The organism is Paracoccaceae bacterium Fryx2 (assembly GCA_032334235.1).
Taxonomy (GTDB): domain Bacteria; phylum Pseudomonadota; class Alphaproteobacteria; order Rhodobacterales; family Rhodobacteraceae; genus JAVSGI01.
In genome coordinates this window covers 467,002-483,333 of the sequence record JAVSGI010000003.1, presented here as the reverse complement: position 1 = coordinate 483,333, position 16,332 = coordinate 467,002, and the positions used below count along the sequence as shown (strand labels likewise).

General features: G+C 69.4%; 10 protein-coding genes. 8 read left to right on the top strand and 2 right to left on the bottom strand.

Features of this window, described 5'->3' with window-relative positions:
- Positions 1–113: 113 nt before the first annotated feature.
- The 3 genes from RNZ50_03320 to RNZ50_03310 all read left to right on the top strand — a co-directional run bounded on the left by RNZ50_03320 (position 114) and on the right by RNZ50_03310 (position 4,603).
- The gene (locus tag RNZ50_03320; protein MDT8854077.1) at positions 114–2,120 is read left to right on the top strand and encodes an acetate--CoA ligase family protein; all 2,007 of its coding nucleotides are present in this window, start codon (positions 114–116) and stop codon (positions 2,118–2,120) included.
- Positions 2,110–2,898: a carnitinyl-CoA dehydratase gene (locus RNZ50_03315; GenBank protein ID MDT8854076.1), complete on the top strand. Its 789-nt coding sequence runs from the start codon at positions 2,110–2,112 to the stop codon at positions 2,896–2,898. Before RNZ50_03320 ends, RNZ50_03315 begins: the two co-directional genes overlap by 11 nt.
- 85 nt (positions 2,899–2,983) lie before the next feature.
- Positions 2,984–4,603, top strand: a complete 1,620-nt coding sequence (locus RNZ50_03310; GenBank protein MDT8854075.1) for a GMC family oxidoreductase N-terminal domain-containing protein — start codon at positions 2,984–2,986, stop codon at positions 4,601–4,603.
- Positions 4,604–4,826: 223 nt separating this feature from the next.
- Here the strand turns inward: RNZ50_03310 and betC are convergent, their stop codons facing one another.
- On the bottom strand, positions 4,827–6,335 hold the full coding sequence (gene betC, locus RNZ50_03305) for a choline-sulfatase (GenBank protein ID MDT8854074.1): 1,509 nt from the start codon (positions 6,333–6,335) through the stop codon (positions 4,827–4,829).
- A gap of 134 nt (positions 6,336–6,469) precedes the next feature.
- Between betC and RNZ50_03300 the strand changes: the two genes are divergently transcribed.
- From RNZ50_03300 to RNZ50_03280, 5 genes are all read left to right on the top strand, one after another.
- Complete coding sequence (locus RNZ50_03300; protein MDT8854073.1) at positions 6,470–8,464, top strand: CocE/NonD family hydrolase; 1,995 nt, start codon at positions 6,470–6,472, stop codon at positions 8,462–8,464.
- A gap of 99 nt (positions 8,465–8,563) precedes the next feature.
- The gene (locus RNZ50_03295; protein ID MDT8854072.1) at positions 8,564–10,150 is read left to right on the top strand and encodes an ABC transporter substrate-binding protein; all 1,587 of its coding nucleotides are present in this window, start codon (positions 8,564–8,566) and stop codon (positions 10,148–10,150) included.
- Positions 10,151–10,155: 5 nt separating this feature from the next.
- Positions 10,156–11,115 carry an ABC transporter permease gene (locus RNZ50_03290; GenBank protein ID MDT8854071.1) on the top strand — a complete coding sequence of 320 codons (960 nt, stop codon included), beginning with the start codon at positions 10,156–10,158 and terminating at the stop codon, positions 11,113–11,115.
- Positions 11,112–11,930, top strand: a complete 819-nt coding sequence (locus RNZ50_03285; protein MDT8854070.1) for an ABC transporter permease — start codon at positions 11,112–11,114, stop codon at positions 11,928–11,930. The genes RNZ50_03290 and RNZ50_03285 overlap by 4 nt, the downstream gene beginning before the upstream one ends.
- Positions 11,923–13,557: an ABC transporter ATP-binding protein gene (locus RNZ50_03280; protein ID MDT8854069.1), complete on the top strand. Its 1,635-nt coding sequence runs from the start codon at positions 11,923–11,925 to the stop codon at positions 13,555–13,557. The genes RNZ50_03285 and RNZ50_03280 overlap by 8 nt, the downstream gene beginning before the upstream one ends.
- Before the next feature lie 6 nt (positions 13,558–13,563).
- Here RNZ50_03280 and RNZ50_03275 read toward each other — a convergent pair whose 3' ends face one another.
- Positions 13,564–16,296: a DUF6519 domain-containing protein gene (locus tag RNZ50_03275; GenBank protein ID MDT8854068.1), complete on the bottom strand. Its 2,733-nt coding sequence runs from the start codon at positions 16,294–16,296 to the stop codon at positions 13,564–13,566.
- Between the last annotated feature and the right edge of the window lie 36 nt (positions 16,297–16,332).

Sequence of the window (16,332 nt, the reverse complement as noted above, 5' to 3'; positions counted from 1 at the left end):
CTGTCCCCTTGGCTGGGGACAGAGCGTCGCCCAGCCTTTCTTCTGTTTGAAAATATCCCGGGGGTCCGGGGGCAGAGCCCCCGGCGCCAGGTCACAGGGCGCGGAGCCCGGACATGAGAGACCTCTCCCGCCTCCTCCGCCCACGCTCCATCGCCGTACTCGGGTCGGTCTGGGCCGAAAACGTCATCGAGCAATGCGCGGCGATGGGCTTTGCCGGGCCGGTCTGGCCGGTGCATCCCGCCAAGGCGACAGTCGGCGGGCTGCCCGCGTTCGCTTCGATTGCCGCGCTGCCCGGCGTGCCGGACGCGGTGTTTGTCGGGGTCAACCGCCATGCCACGGTCGAGGTGGTGGCGGAGCTTGCGGCACTGGGCGCGGGGGGGGCGATCTGTTTTGCCTCGGGCTGGACCGAGGCGGGCGAGCCGAACCTGCAGGCGCGTCTCGTGGCGGCGGCGGGCGGGATGCCGATCCTCGGGCCGAACTGCTATGGGGTGATCAACTACCTTGACGGGGCGCTCCTTTGGCCGGACCAGCATGGCGGCAGGCGGGTGGCGCGGGGGGTGGCGCTGCTGTCGCAGTCGTCGAACATCGTGATCAACCTTACCATGCAGGCGCGCGGGCTGCCGGTGGCCTATGTCGCCTGTCTCGGCAATGCGGCGCAGGTCGGGCTGGCGGAACTGGCGGGCGCGCTGCTGGCCGACGACCGGGTGACGGCGCTGGGGATGTATGTCGAGGGCATCGACGATGCGCCGGGGCTGGCGGCGCTGGCCGAGGCGGCGCGGGTGGCGGACAAGGGGATCGTCTGCCTCAAGGCGGGCAAGACCGAGGCCGCGCGCAGTGCGGCGGCCTCGCATACTGCGGCGCTGGCCGGGGGCGGGGTGGCGTCGCGGGCGTTCCTGCGACAGGCCGGGGTGGCGGAGGTTGACACCCTGCCGGAACTGCTGGAGACGCTGAAGATCTTCCACGTTCACGGGCCGCGGATCGGGACGCGGCTTTGTTCGCTGTCGTGCTCGGGGGGCGAGGCGGGGCTGGTGGCCGATCTGGCGGCGCCCTTCGGGCTGGAGTTTCCGCCGCCGTCGGAGGCGCAGCGGGCGCGGCTGGGCGCGGTGCTGGGGCCGATCGTGGCGATTGCCAATCCGCTGGATTATCACACCTTCATCTGGGGCGACGGGCCGCGCACCACCGAGGTGTTCACCACGATGCTTGAAGGTTACGACGCGGGGATATTCGTCATCGACCCGCCACGGCGCGACCGCTGCGACCCTTCCTCTTACGGGCCTGCCCTTGACGCCATCGTGGCGGCCGGCAAGGCCACGGGCAGGCCGGCCTTTCCGGTGGCGTCGCTGTCCGAGAATTTCGACGAGAGCATGGCCGAGGCGATGATGGCCGACGGCGTGGCACCGCTCATGGGGCTGGAGGCGGCGCTGGGGGCGTTGCGCGCGGCGCAGACGCCGGGCGGGGTGCCGGGGTGGCGGCCGCTGGCGGTGCGGGCGGCGCGGGCCACGGCGATGCTGGACGAGGCTTCCGCGAAGGCGCTGCTGGCGGGCGCGGGGGTGGCGGTGCCGCGCGGGGTCAGCGCCCCGACGCTGGCGGCGCTGGCGCCGCTGGCGCGCGACCTGGCACCACCGCTGGCGCTGAAGGGCATGGGGTTCGCCCACAAGACCGAGGCCGGTGCGGTGCGGCTGGGGCTGGCTGATCTGGCGGGGCAGGCCGACATGCCGGGGGCCACCGGCTATCTGGCCGAGGAGATGGCGGAGGGGGCGGAGCTGCTGCTGGGCCTGCGCCGCGACCCGGTCTATGGCGTGACGCTGACGCTGGGTTTCGGCGGGGTGACGGCGGAGCTTCTGGCCGATACGGTGACGCTGGTGCTGCCGGTCACTGCGGCGGAGGTGGAGGCGGCGCTTCGGCGGCTGCGGCTCTGGCCGCTGCTTGACGGCTATCGCGGGCGGCGCTGCGCCGATGTGGCGGCGGTGGTCGATGCCGCCTGTCGGCTCGGGCTGCTGATGCAGGCGCGTCCCGATCTGGCCGAGATCGAAATCAACCCGCTGATGGTCGGCACGCTGGGCGCCGTGGCCGTCGATGCCCTGATCATGATGGAGACACCCGATGCAGATGCTGACTGACGGCCCGATCCGCACCCGGCGCGAGGGGGCCATTCTGGAGGTCACGCTAAACCGGCCCAAGGCCAACGCCATCGACCTGGCCACCAGCCGGATCATGGGCCTGACCTTTCGCGCCTTTCGCGACGATGACAGCCTGCAGGTCTGCATCCTGCGGGCCGAGGGCACCAAGTTCTTCTGCCCCGGCTGGGACCTGAAGGCGGCGGCCGATGGCGACGCGGTGGACGGCGACTATGGCGTGGGCGGCTTTGGCGGGCTGCAGGAACTGCCGAACCTCAACAAGCCGGTGATCGCCGCTGTCAACGGCATCTGCTGCGGCGGCGGGCTGGAACTGGCGCTTTCGTGCGACCTGATCCTTGCTTCGGAAAATGCGACCTTCGCGCTGCCCGAGATCCGGTCGGGCACGGTGGCCGATGCCGCCAGCATCAAGCTGCCCAAGCGCATCCCCTACCATGTCGCGATGGACCTGCTGCTGACCGGGCGCTGGTTCGACGCCGACGAGGCGCGGCACTGGGGGCTGCTGAAGGAGATCACCACGCCGGACGACCTGCTGCCGAAGGCCTGGGATCTGGCGCGGCTGCTGGAAAGCGGGCCGCCGCTGGTCTATGCCGCGATCAAGGAAGTGGTGCGCGAGGCCGAGGCCCTGCGTTTTCAGGACGCGCTGAACCGCGTGACCAAGCGCCAGATGGCAACGGTGGACCGGCTTTATGCCAGCGAGGATCAACTGGAAGGCGCGCGGGCCTTCGCCGAGAAGCGCGCGCCGGAATGGAAGGGGCGCTGACACCGTCACCGACAGGATCTGTCGCATTTCACCGCGCCGCCGCCGTGCCGCCCGTTAGGCTGGCCTGAAAGGGCAGGGGTCGGGTGTGGGCGAAGAGACGGATTTCATCATCGTGGGGGCGGGTTCGGCGGGCTGCGTGCTGGCCGACCGGCTGAGCGCCTCGGGTCGGCACCGGGTGACGGTGCTGGAGGCGGGCGGCAGCGACCGGCGCTTCTATGTCCAGTTGCCGCTGGGCTATGGCAAGCTGTTCTACGACCCTTCGGTGAACTGGATGTACCGCACCGAGCCCGACCCCGGTCTGGCGGGGCAGCGCGACCATTGGCCGAGGGGGCGGCTCTTGGGCGGGTCGTCCTCGATCAACGCGATGGTGTGGATACGCGGCCACCGGACGGATTACGACGACTGGGCGGCGGCGGGCAATCCGGGCTGGGGCTGGGACGAGGTGCTGGAGGCCTATCGCGCCATCGAGGACACCGAGGCGGGCGGTGACGCGTGGCGCGGGCAGGGCGGGCCGCTGTTCGTCTCGGCCAACCGTCGCGGGCTGCACCCGCTGGTGCCGGACTTTCTGGCGGCCTGCGAGGCGGCAGGGCTGCCGCCCAACCCCGATTTCAACGGGGCGGAGCAGGAGGGGGCGGGGCTTTACCAGATGACCATCAAGGGGGCGCGGCGCAACTCGGCGGCGCGGGCCTTTCTGCGCCCGGCAATGAAGCGGGCCAACCTGCGGGTGATCACCGGGGCGCAGGTGACGCGGGTTCTGATGGAGGGATCGCGTGCCGTGGGGGTGGAATACCGGCTGGGGGGGCAGGTCAGGACGCTGCGGGCGGGGGCCGAGGTGATCCTGGCCGGGGGGGCGGTGACCTCGCCGCAGCTGCTGCAACTGTCGGGCATCGGGCCGGGGGCGCTGCTGCAGGGGCTGGGGATCGGGGTGGTGCGCGACAATGCCAATGTCGGGAGCCATCTCTCGGACCATCAGGGCATCAACTACACGTTCCGCATGACGGTGCCGACCTACAACGACGAACTGCGCCCGTGGTGGGGCAAGCTGCGGGCCGGGTTGCACTATGCCTTCGCCGGGGGCGGGCCGCTGGCGAAAAGCATCAACCACGCGGGCGGTTTCTTCCGCACCCGCCCGGACCTGCCGCGCCCGAACATGCAGCTTTACATGCAGGCGTTTTCCACCCTGCTTCCAAAAGCGGGAGAGCGGCCGATCCTGACGCCCGACCCGTTCCCCGGCCTGTCGCTGGGGCTTTCGAACTGCCGGCCGACCAGCCGGGGGCACATCCGCATCCGCAGCGCCGACCCGCTGCAGCATCCGGCAATCGTGGCGAATGCATTTTCGACCGATGCCGATGTGGCAGAGATGCTCGCGGCGGTGAAATTCCTGCGGCATCTGGCGGCGCAGGCCCCGTTGGCGGGGCTGATCGCCGAGGAACTGCGCCCCGGCCCGCAGGTGGTGACCGACGAGGACCTGACCGACGATTTCCGCCGCCGGTCGGGCACGGTGTATCACCCCTCCTGCACCTGCCGGATGGGGCCCGAGGCCGCGTCATCCGTGGTGGATGCGCGGTTGCGGGTGCATGGCGTGGCGGGGCTGCGGGTGATCGACGCCTCGGCCTTTCCCAACCTTATTGCGGGCAACACCAATGCCCCGGCGATCCTGATGGGCTGGAAGGGGGCGGCGCTTGTGCTGGAGGACCACCGCTGATCCCGGAAGGGCGCGCCATTCCGCCGGGCATCGAGCCCGCCGGAATGGCTTGGGCCCGGCGGCCGCCCGCCGCTCCGGGGCGGTTGGCGCCTGTGCGCGCGACGGGTGCGGAAGTGGGTATTTGGACCAAGAAGAACCTGAAAGTTCTGTTCTTTCGGCTTCTTCTTGGAAAAAATACCCAAGACCGCCGGTGATGCCGGGTAAGGCGGTGCAGGATGCGGGGCTATTCGCCGCGCGGGAAGCGTTTGGAGTCTTCCAGCACGTTCAGGTCCATGTGGTTGCGCATGTAGCGTTCCGACGCCTTCTGCAGCGGCTGGTAGTCCCACGGGTAGTAGCTTCCGTTGCGCAGGGCAGGGTAGACCACCCAGCGGCGGGCCTGGCTTTCGCGCACGGCGGCGTCGTAGCGCGGCAGGTCCCAGCGGGCGAGCGAGGCGGTGCGCAGGCGGGCGAGGGTGTCGGCATGGGCCGGATTGGCGGCGAGGTTCTGGCGTTCGTGGGGGTCGGTCTCGAGGTCGTGCAGCAGGTCGGGGTCGGCCAGGCAGCGGGTGTATTTCCAGCGGCCGTCGCGCAGGCAGACCAGCGGGGTCACCGAGCCCTCGGCGGCGTATTCCATCGCGACGGGTTCGCTGCGGGGGGTGCCCTGCGCCAGCGGCAGCAGCGACTGGCCGTCGGTCCAGGGCAGGATCTCGGCCATAGAGATTCCTGCCACGTCGCAAAGCGTCGGCAAGAGGTCGATGGTGGAGACCGGCGTATCCTCGCGCCGGGGTTTGAGTCCGGGGGCGGCGAGCATCAGCGGCACGCGGGCGGAGCCTTCGAAGAAGTTCATCTTGAACCACAGCCCGCGTTCGCCCAGCATCTCGCCATGGTCCGACAGGAACACCACCACCGCCTCTTGCCGGGTCGCGGCGAGGGTGGCGAGAATCTCGCCGATCCTGTCATCGACATAGCTGATGTTGGCGAAGTAGCCCTGGCGGGCGCGGGCGATCATCTCGGGCGTGATCTCGGTGGCGCGGAAGTCGCAGGCGTCCATCAGGCGCCGGGAATGGGGGTCCTGATCCTCGTAGGCGATCGGCTCGGGGGCGGCGAGGTGCGGGCTGTTCTCGTAGAGATCCCAGTATTTGCGCCGGGCCACGAAGGGGTCGTGCGGGTGGGTGAAGCTGACGGTCAGGCACCACGGGCGGGCATCGGCGCCGCGCGACAGGTCGTAGAGCTTTTGCGTTGCCTGATGCGCCACGTCGTCGTCGTATTCCAGCTGGTAGGTGATTTCGGCCACGCCCGCGCCGGTGACCGAGCCGAGGTTGTGATACCACCAGTCGATCCGCTCGCCGGGTTTGCGGTAATCGGGGGTCCAGCCGAAATCGGCGGGGTAGATGTCGGTGGTCAGGCGTTGTTCAAAGCCGTGCATCTGGTCGGGGCCGACGAAGTGCATCTTGCCGGAAAGCGCCGTCTGCCAGCCCGCGCGGCGCAGGTGGTGGGCATAGGTCGGGATATCGGAGGCGAACTCGGCGGCGTTGTCGTAGACCCGCGTGCGCTGCGGCAACTGGCCCGACATGAAGCTGGCCCGCGCCGGCGCACAGAGCGGGCTGGCGGTATAGGCATTGGCGAAGCGGACCGAGCGCGCCGCCAGCGCCCTGAGGTTGGGTGCATGCAGCCAGTCGGCCGGGCCATCGGGAAACAGGGTGCCGTTCAGCTGATCCACCATCAGGATCAGGATGTTGGGGCCTTGGGTCATGGTTGCGGTCCTTTGCGCCGGGGCGGTGCGGGGCAGCCTGCGCGCGGGCCACGGCCGCCGTCTGTTCCGGGCGCGACCGCTTTCAGCCATCCGCGCCACCGCGCCACCCGCGCTGCGGCGCCGAGGAGTTCCCCATGACCGTCATCACCGAATTTCCCCATGCCCTGCGCGAGGATCCTGACATGGGGATCGTGCTGTCGGACGGCTGCCGCCTGTCGGCGCGGGTCTGGATGCCTGCGGATGCAGACACCTGCCCGGTGCCTGCGGTGCTGGAATACATTCCCTACCGCAAGCGCGACGGCACGCTGCCGCGAGACGAGCTGATGCACCCTTATGTTGCGGGGCACGGCTATGCCTGCCTGCGCGTCGACATGCGGGGCTGCGGCGACAGCGGGGGCATCCTGACCGACGAATACACGCCGCAGGAACTGGCGGACGGCGTCGAGGTCATCGCCTGGATCGCGGCGCAGCCCTGGTGTTCGGGGGTGGTGGGGATGATGGGCAAAAGCTGGGGCGGGTTCAACTGCCTGCAGGTGGCGGGGCTGGCGCCGCCGGCGCTGACGGCGGTGATCTCGGTCTGTTCGACCACCGACCGCTTTGCCGACGACATCCATTTCAAGGGCGGGTGCCTGCTGAACGAGAATCTGGGCTGGGGGGCGGTGATGCTGTCCTATTCCTCGCGCCCGGCCGATCCGGCGTTGCGGCCGGACTGGCGCGCCGACTGGCTGGCGCGGCTGGAGGCGGAGCCGTTTCTGGCGCCGCGCTGGGCCTCGCATCAGGCGCGCGACGCCTATTGGCGGCACGGCTCGGTCTGCGAGGACTATCCGGCGATCAGGTCGGCGGTGCTTTCGGTTGGGGGCTGGGCCGACAACTACATGAACACGGTCGATCACCTCGTGCGCAATCTGGCGGCGCCGGTGCAGGGGATCGTCGGGCCCTGGGGTCACCAGTATCCGCATTCGGCCTTTCCGGGGCCGCAGATCGGGTTCCTGCAGGTCGCGCTGCGCTGGTGGGACCATTGGCTGAAGGGCATCGACAACGGGGTGGAGGATGACCCGGCGATGCGGGTTTACATGCTTCATGCGCAGGCGCCTGACGCCAGTGCGGTGCACCGGGCGGGGCATTGGGTGGCGACGGACTGGCCCGACCCGCTGGGGGCGGTGCAGGTCTGGCCGCTGTCGCCGGGGGGCGTGCTGGGCGGGGAAGGGGGCGCGCTGGGGGTGGTGGTCGCCACGCCGCAGCATCTGGGGTTGCACGCGGGCGAGTTCTTCCCGATGGGGCTGAACGCCGAGATGCCGGGCGATCAGGCGGCGGACGATGCGCTGTCGGTGTGTTTCGATGGCGCGGTGCAGGAGGGGCCGGTCGAGCTGCTGGGGGCGGCGGTGCTGCGGCTGCGGCTGCGGTGCGACCGGCCGAAAGCGGTGCTGGTGGCGCGGCTCTGTGATGTGGCGCCGGACGGGGCGTCGGTGCGGATCAGCCACGGGATGCTGAACCTCGCGCACCGCGACAGCATGGCGGAACCGGGCGCGGTGCCGGTGGGGCAGGAGATGGCAATCAGCCTGACGCTGGACCAGACGGCCTACCGGCTGGCGCCGGGGCACCGGCTGCGGCTGGCGCTTTCGACGACCTACTGGCCGTTCCTGTGGCCCAGCCCCGAGGCGGCGCGGCTGACGCTGGTGTCGGGCGTGCTGGAATTGCCGGTGCATCAAGGCGGGGCGGCGGGGTGGGAGCCGCCGCTGCCCGAAACCGCGCCGCCGTGGCGCCATGCCGTGCTGCGCAAGGGCCATGTCGCGCGGCGGATCGAGCACGACCTGCTGACGGGGGCGATGGCGCTGGTGGTGGAGGATCAGGGCGACGTGGTGGAAAACCTGGATCACGGGCTGGTCACGTGCGAGCGGATGGAGGAACGCTGGTCGGTGCATCCCGATGACCCGCTGTCGGCCAGCGGGGTCTGCCTTTGGGGGCAGAGGCTTTCGCGCGGCGACTGGTCGGTGCGCACCGAAGCGCGGGCCGAAATGCACGCCACCGCCGAGTCCTTCCACTTTGTGGCAGAGCTTGAGGCCTGGGAAGGCGGCAACCTGGTCTTTGCCCGCACCTTCGAGGAACAGGTTCCGCGCGACCATTGCTGAGTGAAAAACGACAGCGCGGAGCCGAAAAAACGTTTCCGAAACGGCATGCCTTGGGCCATGGTTGACTCAACAATCAACAAAACCACCAGGGAGACTTGCATGACCGACGATCTTGCCCGGCTGATCAGCCGGATCGACGCCAGCCGCATCAGCCGTCGCGCCTTCCTCAACCGCACGGTGGCCTTCGGGGTTGCGGCGGCGGTGGGGACATCGCTGCTGGCATCGGGCGCACGCGCGCAAGAGCCGAAAAAGGGCGGCACGCTGAAGATGGGCCTGGGCGGCGGCGAGACCACCGACACGATGGACCCGGGCCTCGCGGACAGCCCGGTGCCGTTCTCGGTCGGGCGGCAGTGGGGCGATACAATCGTCGACGTGTCACCCGATGGCGAGATCGAGCCGCGGCTGGCGGAATCGGCCAGCGCCAACGAGGATGGCACGGTCTGGACCTTCAAGATCCGCGAGGGCGTGCGGTTCCATGACGGCAGCGTGATGACGGTCGATGACGTGGTGGCGACCTTCAGGCGCCATTCCGACGCCAATTCCAAGTCGGGCGCGCTGGGCATCATGCAGGGCATCACCGACATCAGGGCCGATGGCGGCAACGTGGTCTTCACCCTGTCGGCGGGCAATGCCGACCTGCCCTACCTTCTGTCGGATTATCACCTGATCGTGCAGCCGGGAGGCGGCGTGGATGCCCCCAATGCCGGGATCGGCACCGGCCCCTACAGGCTGGTCAGCGCCGAGGCGGGCGTGCGCTATGCCTTCGAGAAGAACCCCGACGACTGGGACACCACGCGCGGCCACTATGACGCCGTCGAGATCTTCGTGATCAACGACGCCACGGCCCGAACCTCGGCGTTGCAGTCGGGGCAGGTCCAGATGATCAACCGGATCGACCCGAAGGTGGCGAAACTGCTGGCACGCTCGCCCGGCGTGCAGGTCAAGAACGTGTCGGGGCGCGGGCATTATGTCTTCATCATGCACACCAACACCGCGCCGTTCGACAACAAGGATCTGCGGCTGGCGCTCAAACATGCCATCGACCGGCAGGAGATGGTCGAAAAGATCCTCGACGGTTTCGGCGGAATCGGCAACGACATCCCGGTGAACGCGGCCTATCCGCTGTTCGACGAGACCCTGCCGCAGCGCGCGTTCAGCGTCGAGAAGGCGGCCGAACACTACAAGGCCTCGGGCCACGACGACAGCCCCATCGTGCTGCTGGTCGCAGACACGGCGTTTCCGGGCGCAGTCGATGCGGCGGCGCTTTTCCAGCAATCGGCGGCCAAGGCCGGGATTCCGCTGGAAATCCAGCGGGTGCCCGATGACGGCTACTGGTCGGACGTGTGGAACGTCAAGCCGTTCTGCGCCAGCTACTGGGGCGGGCGGCCGGTGCAGGACCAGATGTGGTCCACCGCCTACATGTCCACCGCCGACTGGAACGACACGAAATACAGCAACCCAGAACTGGATGCGCTGATCCTTGAGGCGCGGTCCGAAACCGACGAGGAGGCCCGCAAGGCGCTTTACGGCAAGATCGCGGCCATCGTGCACGAGGATGGCGGCACGATCTGCCCGATGTTCAACGACTTCATCGACGCCCATTCCGACGGGATCGCCGGCTGGATCGAGGACGCCAACTACGAGATGATGGGCGGCTACGCCTCGTCCAAGACCTGGATGGCGTGAGCCGGATGGGTCACCCCGTCCTGATCCTGGTGGTCCAGCGCATTGCGCTGGGCCTCGTGCTGCTGTTCGCGGTATCGGTGCTGATCTTCGTCGGCACCCAGATCCTGCCGGGCGACGTGGCGCAAAGCATCCTCGGCCAGTCGGCCACGCCGGTGTCGCTGGCGAACCTGCGCGCCGAGCTGGGGCTGAACGACCCGCCGGTGACGCGCTATTTCAACTGGCTGGGCGCGGTGTTGCAGGGCGATCTGGGGCGCGCGCTGACCAACGGGCAGGACATTGCCGAGGCCATGGGCAAGCGGCTGGGCAACACGCTGTTCCTTGCCTTCTGGGCGGCGGTGATCTCGGTGCCGCTGGCGATTTTGCTGGGGCTGATCGCGGTGCGCTACCGCGACCGCTGGCCCGACAAGGTGATTTCGACGGTGACGCTGGCAACGGTTTCGGTGCCCGAGTTCCTGCTGGGCTACATCCTTGTGTATTTCCTGTCGGTGAAGTTCCGGCTGCTGCCGTCGCTCGCGACCGTCTATGACGGGATGAGCCTTGGCGAGAAGCTTTACGCCATATCGCTGCCGGTTCTGGTGCTGGTGCTGGTGGTCTTGGGCCACATGATGCGGATGACGCGCGCCGCCATTCTGAACGTGATGCAGTCGGCCTATATCGAGACGGCCGAACTGAAGGGCCTGCGCCCCTTCGCGGTGATCGCGCGCCATGCCTTTCCCAATGCGGTGGCGCCGGTGGTCAACGTGGTGATGCTGAACCTCGCCTATCTGGTGGTGGGCGTCGTGGTGGTCGAGGTGGTGTTCGTCTATCCCGGCATGGGGCAGTATCTGGTCGATCATGTCGCCAAGCGCGACGTGCCGGTCGTGCAGGCCTGTGGCCTTGTGTTCGCCGCCGTCTACATCGGGCTGAACATCGTGGCCGACGTGGTGTCGATCCTTGCCAATCCGCGACTCAGGCACCCGAAATGAGCCGAATCCCGCTGGCCGCGCTGATCGGGCTGATCTTCACTGCCGCCTATTTCCTGTCGGCGATCTTTGCGGGCGTGATCGCGCCCTACGGCATGGCCGAGATTGTCGGCGACAGCTGGGAGCCGTGGAGCTGGGCGCACCCCCTGGGCACCGACAGCATCGGGCGGGATCTCTTGTCGCGGATGATCTGGGGCGGGCAGACCACGATCCTTGTCGCCACGGCGGGCACGCTGCTGTCCTTCGCGCTGGGGTCGGTGCTGGGGTTTCTGGCGGCGGTCAGGGGCGGCTGGGTCGATCAGGTGCTGTCGCGCACGGTCGATCTGGTGATGTCGATCCCGTCGCTGATCTTTGCGCTGGTGGTGCTTTCGGTGATGCCGGTCACGCTGCCGGTGCTGATCCTGGTGATGGGGCTGCTGGACTCGACGCGGGTGTTCCGGCTGAGCCGGGCCGTCGCGGTGGACATCACGGTGATGGATTTCGTCGAGGCTGCCCGGCTGCGCGGCGAGCGGCAGGGCTGGATCATCTTTCGCGAGATATTGCCCAACGCCCTGTCGCCGCTGGTGGCGGAAATGGGGCTGCGCTTCATCTTCATGGTGCTGTTCATCTCGACGCTGAGCTTCCTTGGCCTTGGGGTGCAGCCGCCAATGGCCGACTGGGGCGGCATCGTGAAGGAGAACAAGGAGGGGATCGTCTACGGCATCCCCGCCGCGCTGATCCCGGCCTTTGCCATCGCGACGCTGGCAATCTCGGTCAATCTGGTGGCTGACTGGGTGCTGAACCGCACCACCAGCCTGAAAGGGGGCCGTGGTGGCTGAGGTGCTTCTCGACGTGCGCAATCTGGTGATCGAGGCCACGTCCTACCCGCCGGGCGAGGCGCCCCGCGTGGTGACGCTGGTCGATGACGTGTCCTTCGTGCTGGAAAAGGGCCGGGTGCTGGGGCTGATCGGCGAATCCGGGGCGGGAAAATCGACCATAGGGCTGTCGGCGCTGGCCTACGGGCGCGGCGGGGCGCGGATCAGCGGCGGGCAGGTCTGGCTGAACGGGCGCGACATCCTGCAGGGCGGGGCCGGGGGGCTGCGGGCACTGCGCGGGCGCGAGGTGACCTATGTGGCGCAATCGGCCGCCGCCGCCTTCAACCCGGCGCGGCAGTTGATGGAGCAGGTGATCGAGACCACCCTGACCCACGGCCTGTCGTCGCGCGACGAGGCGGAAGCGCGGGCGGTGATGCTGTTTGGCAAGCTTGGCCTGCCGCAGCCGGAAAGGATCGGGCGGCGCTATCCGCATCAGGTGTCGGGCGGGCAGTTGCAGCGGGTGATGACGGCGATGGCGCTGTGCCCGAAACCCGATCTGGTGATCTTCGACGAGCCGACCACGGCGCTGGATGTCACGACGCAGATCGAGGTGCTGGCCGCGATCAAGGAGGCGATCGTCGATACCGGGGTGGCCGCGCTTTACATCACGCACGACCTTGCGGTGGTGGCGCAGGTGTCCGACCACATCATGGTGCTGCGGCAGGGCCGGATGGTGGAATACGGCACGACGCAGCAGATCATCGAGGCTCCGCGCGAGGCGTATACGCAGGCACTGGTTTCGGTGCGCTCGATCGACCACAAGGAAAAGCCCGAGGCGCCCCCGGTGCTGTCGGTCGCCAACGTCACGGCGCGCTATCGCGGGACGAACTTCGACGTGCTGAAGAACGTGACCGTCGATCTGCCCGCCGGGCAGACGCTGGCGGTGGTGGGCGAAAGCGGTTCGGGGAAATCGACGCTGGCGCGGGTGATCACCGGGCTCCTGCCTGCCGCGAAGGGGCGGATCACCTTTGCCGGGCGCACCCTTTCGCCCGCGCTGGCAGAGCGCACCAAGGACGATCTGCGCGAGGTCCAGATGATCTACCAGATGGCCGACGTGGCGATGAACCCGCGCCAGACGGTCGGCACCATCATCGGGCGGCCGCTGGAGTTCTATTTCGGGCTGAAGGGTGCCGAGAAACGGGCGCGGGTGCAGGATCTGCTGGAGCAGATCGAGATGGGCAAGGGCTACATCGACCGCTATCCGGCAGAGCTTTCGGGCGGGCAGAAGCAGCGGGTCTGCATCGCGCGCGCGCTGGCGGCCAAGCCCCGGCTGATCATCTGCGACGAGGTGACCAGCGCGCTTGACCCGCTGGTGGCAGACGGCATCCTGAAGCTGTTGCTGGCCTTGCAGGCGCAGGAGGGGGTGGCCTATCTGTTCATCACCCACGATCTGGCCACGGTGCGCGCCATCGCGGACCGGATCGCGGTGATGTATCGCGGCGAGGTGGTGCGCTACGGCCAGAAATCCGACGTGCTGGCGCCGCCGTTCGACGATTACACCGACCTCTTGCTGTCTTCGGTGCCCGAGATGAAGCTGGGCTGGCTGGAAGACGTGATCGCGGCGCGCAGGATGGAAAGCGCGGGGAACTGAGCGGGCTCAGCCCGGCCGCACCGCCGCCGCGCGGATAGTGGTCAGCACCCCCGCCGCCACATCCTCGCTGACCCCCAGCCGCAGGGCAAGCTCTGGCGCGTCGAGGTTGGCGACGATGGCGGGCACGTCGAGGTTGGCCCGCGCCAGCCGCGCCAGCATCGCCCGGTTCAGCCCCGGTATCTCTGTCACCGTGGCGGTGCGGAAATCGGTGGGCCGGAACGGGTTGGCGATCAGGCGCTGCGGCGGCACGGTTGTGGCGGCCTGCCGCCCGTCTGCCACCGTGCGCAGCACCAGCGCCGTGGCGGGGACCGACTCGAAGCTGAACGCCCCGTCGGCATCGGTGGCGGCGGTGCGGCCCGGCCCCCCGGTCAGCGTGTCGGTCGTCACCGTCAGCCCCGGAATGCCCTTGCCGTCGGCCAGTTCGACCACCCGGCCGGTCAGCAGCCCGCCGCGCCCGCGCGCCACGTCAAGAAAGCCGATGCCCGGCGACGGCTGCCTGCCCAGCCAGAACCAGCTGACCAGCGTGCCGCCGTGGCGCCGGTCGCCGGTGGGCAGGATGCGGGCGCCGGGGTGTTCCAGCCCCTCGGCATCGAGCCAGCGCGGCGTGCCGTCCTCGGCCGGGCTGGCGGCACGGATGTTGCCGCCGCGCACGGTCAGTTCGAACAGCGGGCGTTCCAGCCCTTCGAGCAGCCGCCCGGTGAACTCGGCGATTTCAGGCATGGGCCGCCAGATGATCGCTTCCTGCGCGACCTCCAGCTTGGCTTGCAGGCGGTAGCGGCCCAGGGCGGCGCGGGCGTCAACCGACCCCGACCGGCCCAGCACCGAGACGAAGACCACCGGGCGTTCCAGCACGCTGAGCGGATCGACGATGTCGTCGCAACTGAGAATGAGCCCGCCCATCATCGTGTCGAGGTCGATGGTGCCGTCATGGTCGTAGGGCTGACCGTTGGCCGCCCAGGTCATCTTGACGATATTGAAGCCCGGTTCGGCCCCGCCGCTGTTCAGGCACAGGATCTCGATGGCGCGCTGCACGGTGCGGGCTTCGGCCAGTTCGGGGCAGGCGGAGGCGGGGTCGAACGCGACCTGCGCCGCGGTGGAAAAGCCGGCCGAAAACCGCACCGGCACATGGCGCGGGCTGGCCGGCGGGAAGATGAGCCGCGCCTCTGCCCGTTGGGCCTGGCCCACGGTGCCCAGCCGCCACGCCGCGGTGGCCAGCCCTGCGGCATCGGTGATCACGTCGCTGGTGGCGGCGCCGTTGACCCGGCCCCCCCCGGAGGTGACGGTAAAGCGCACCCGCGCCCCCGCGACCGGGGTGGACCCGCGCGACACCGCGACCTGCAGGGGTTCGGGCAGGTTGACGCCCGCTGCGGGTTGCGTCAGGTCGGGCATCGCCTCTTGTCCGTCGCCGCCGACATAGTCGATCTGGGTCAGCCCGGTCAGCGGCGGAAACAGCGCGCGGCAGTCGGTGGCGGTGACCGTGGCCCCGTTGAAGTCGAGCAGGGCAAGCCGGGCGTAGGCGTGCGCGATGCCCATCGGGGCCTGTGCCAGCGGCAGGCCGCCGCCGTCGCGCGGCCACTCGATATCTGCGGTGTTGGTGCGGGCCGGGAACATCCAGTAGTCACCGACCCGGAAGGTGCCCGCCTCGAACCGCACCTGCACCCCCTGTTCCAGCCCCACCCAGGCGTCGCCATTGGCGGCGAAGGCCCCGTCGCCATCCCAGCGCCGGATGCGGGGCTGCACGGGAAACTGGGCGAAGGCGGTCGGCCCGTCGGCGGTGGCCGGGTCGATCACCAGCACGTCGCCGCGCACCGTCAGCACCCGCACCAGCGTGCCGGGTTCGGCGCGCAGCTCGCGGCCAGCGTCGATCAGTTCCACCCAGTCGCCGTTGGCAAAGCCGTGCGCCCGGTCCGGCCCCGGGCTGCTGACCGTCAGCTCCGGCCCGTTCTGGCCGATCCAGCCCGTCACCACCGATCCGTTCTCGCGCGACCACACGAAGCGCGCGGTGGCCCGGTTGCCCGCACGGCGGCATTCGACCCGGTAAAGCTGGTTTTCCAGGCTGCGGTAGCCCGCCTCCTCCGGCACGGCGCAGGGGCCCGAGGCTGCGGCGTCGGGTTCTGCCCGGGCGGCCAGGCGGCCGGTGGGCGGGGCGATGGCGGCATCATAGGCGGCAAGGCTGTCACCGCAGGTCAGCGCGGTGCCACTGTCGCCCACCCGCACGGTGCGGACCTGCCAGACGCGCCGGGTGCGGGTGGCGGTGTCGGGGCCGCCAAGGGCCACCTCGCGGATCGCGGGGTCTTCCAGGCTGGTCACGCTGCGTTCCCAGACATCGAGATAGGCCAGATGCACCCCCGGCCCGGGCAGCACCCCGGCCCCCGGCAGGTCGGGCTGGGTGGCCAGCGTGGTGATCGCGGGGTTCTCGACCAGCAGGCCCTGAACATAGGCCCGCCCCGCCGTCAGCAGCACGTCGCCCGCGACGGGCCCCGGCACCGGGGCGTTGCCGGGGCGGGCGGCCTCGTCCGGGGTAAGCCCGGCGGCCGTGGCCACGAGGCGGAAGCCGTCGGCCCCTTCGGGGGCACCGGCCGGGCCGACGATATCGCCCACCGTCAAGGCCTCGCGCCGGGCGAGGATGTCGATTTCCTCGTTCCAGTCGGCATCCACGTCCATTGCGCCCTGCTTGCGCCGGACCGAGGAGTAGCGCTTGGCGGGATCAAAGGTGTTGCGGGAAAGATCGGTCTTCATCACGGCCCCCGTTCAATGGGTTGGCCCGGCCCGGTG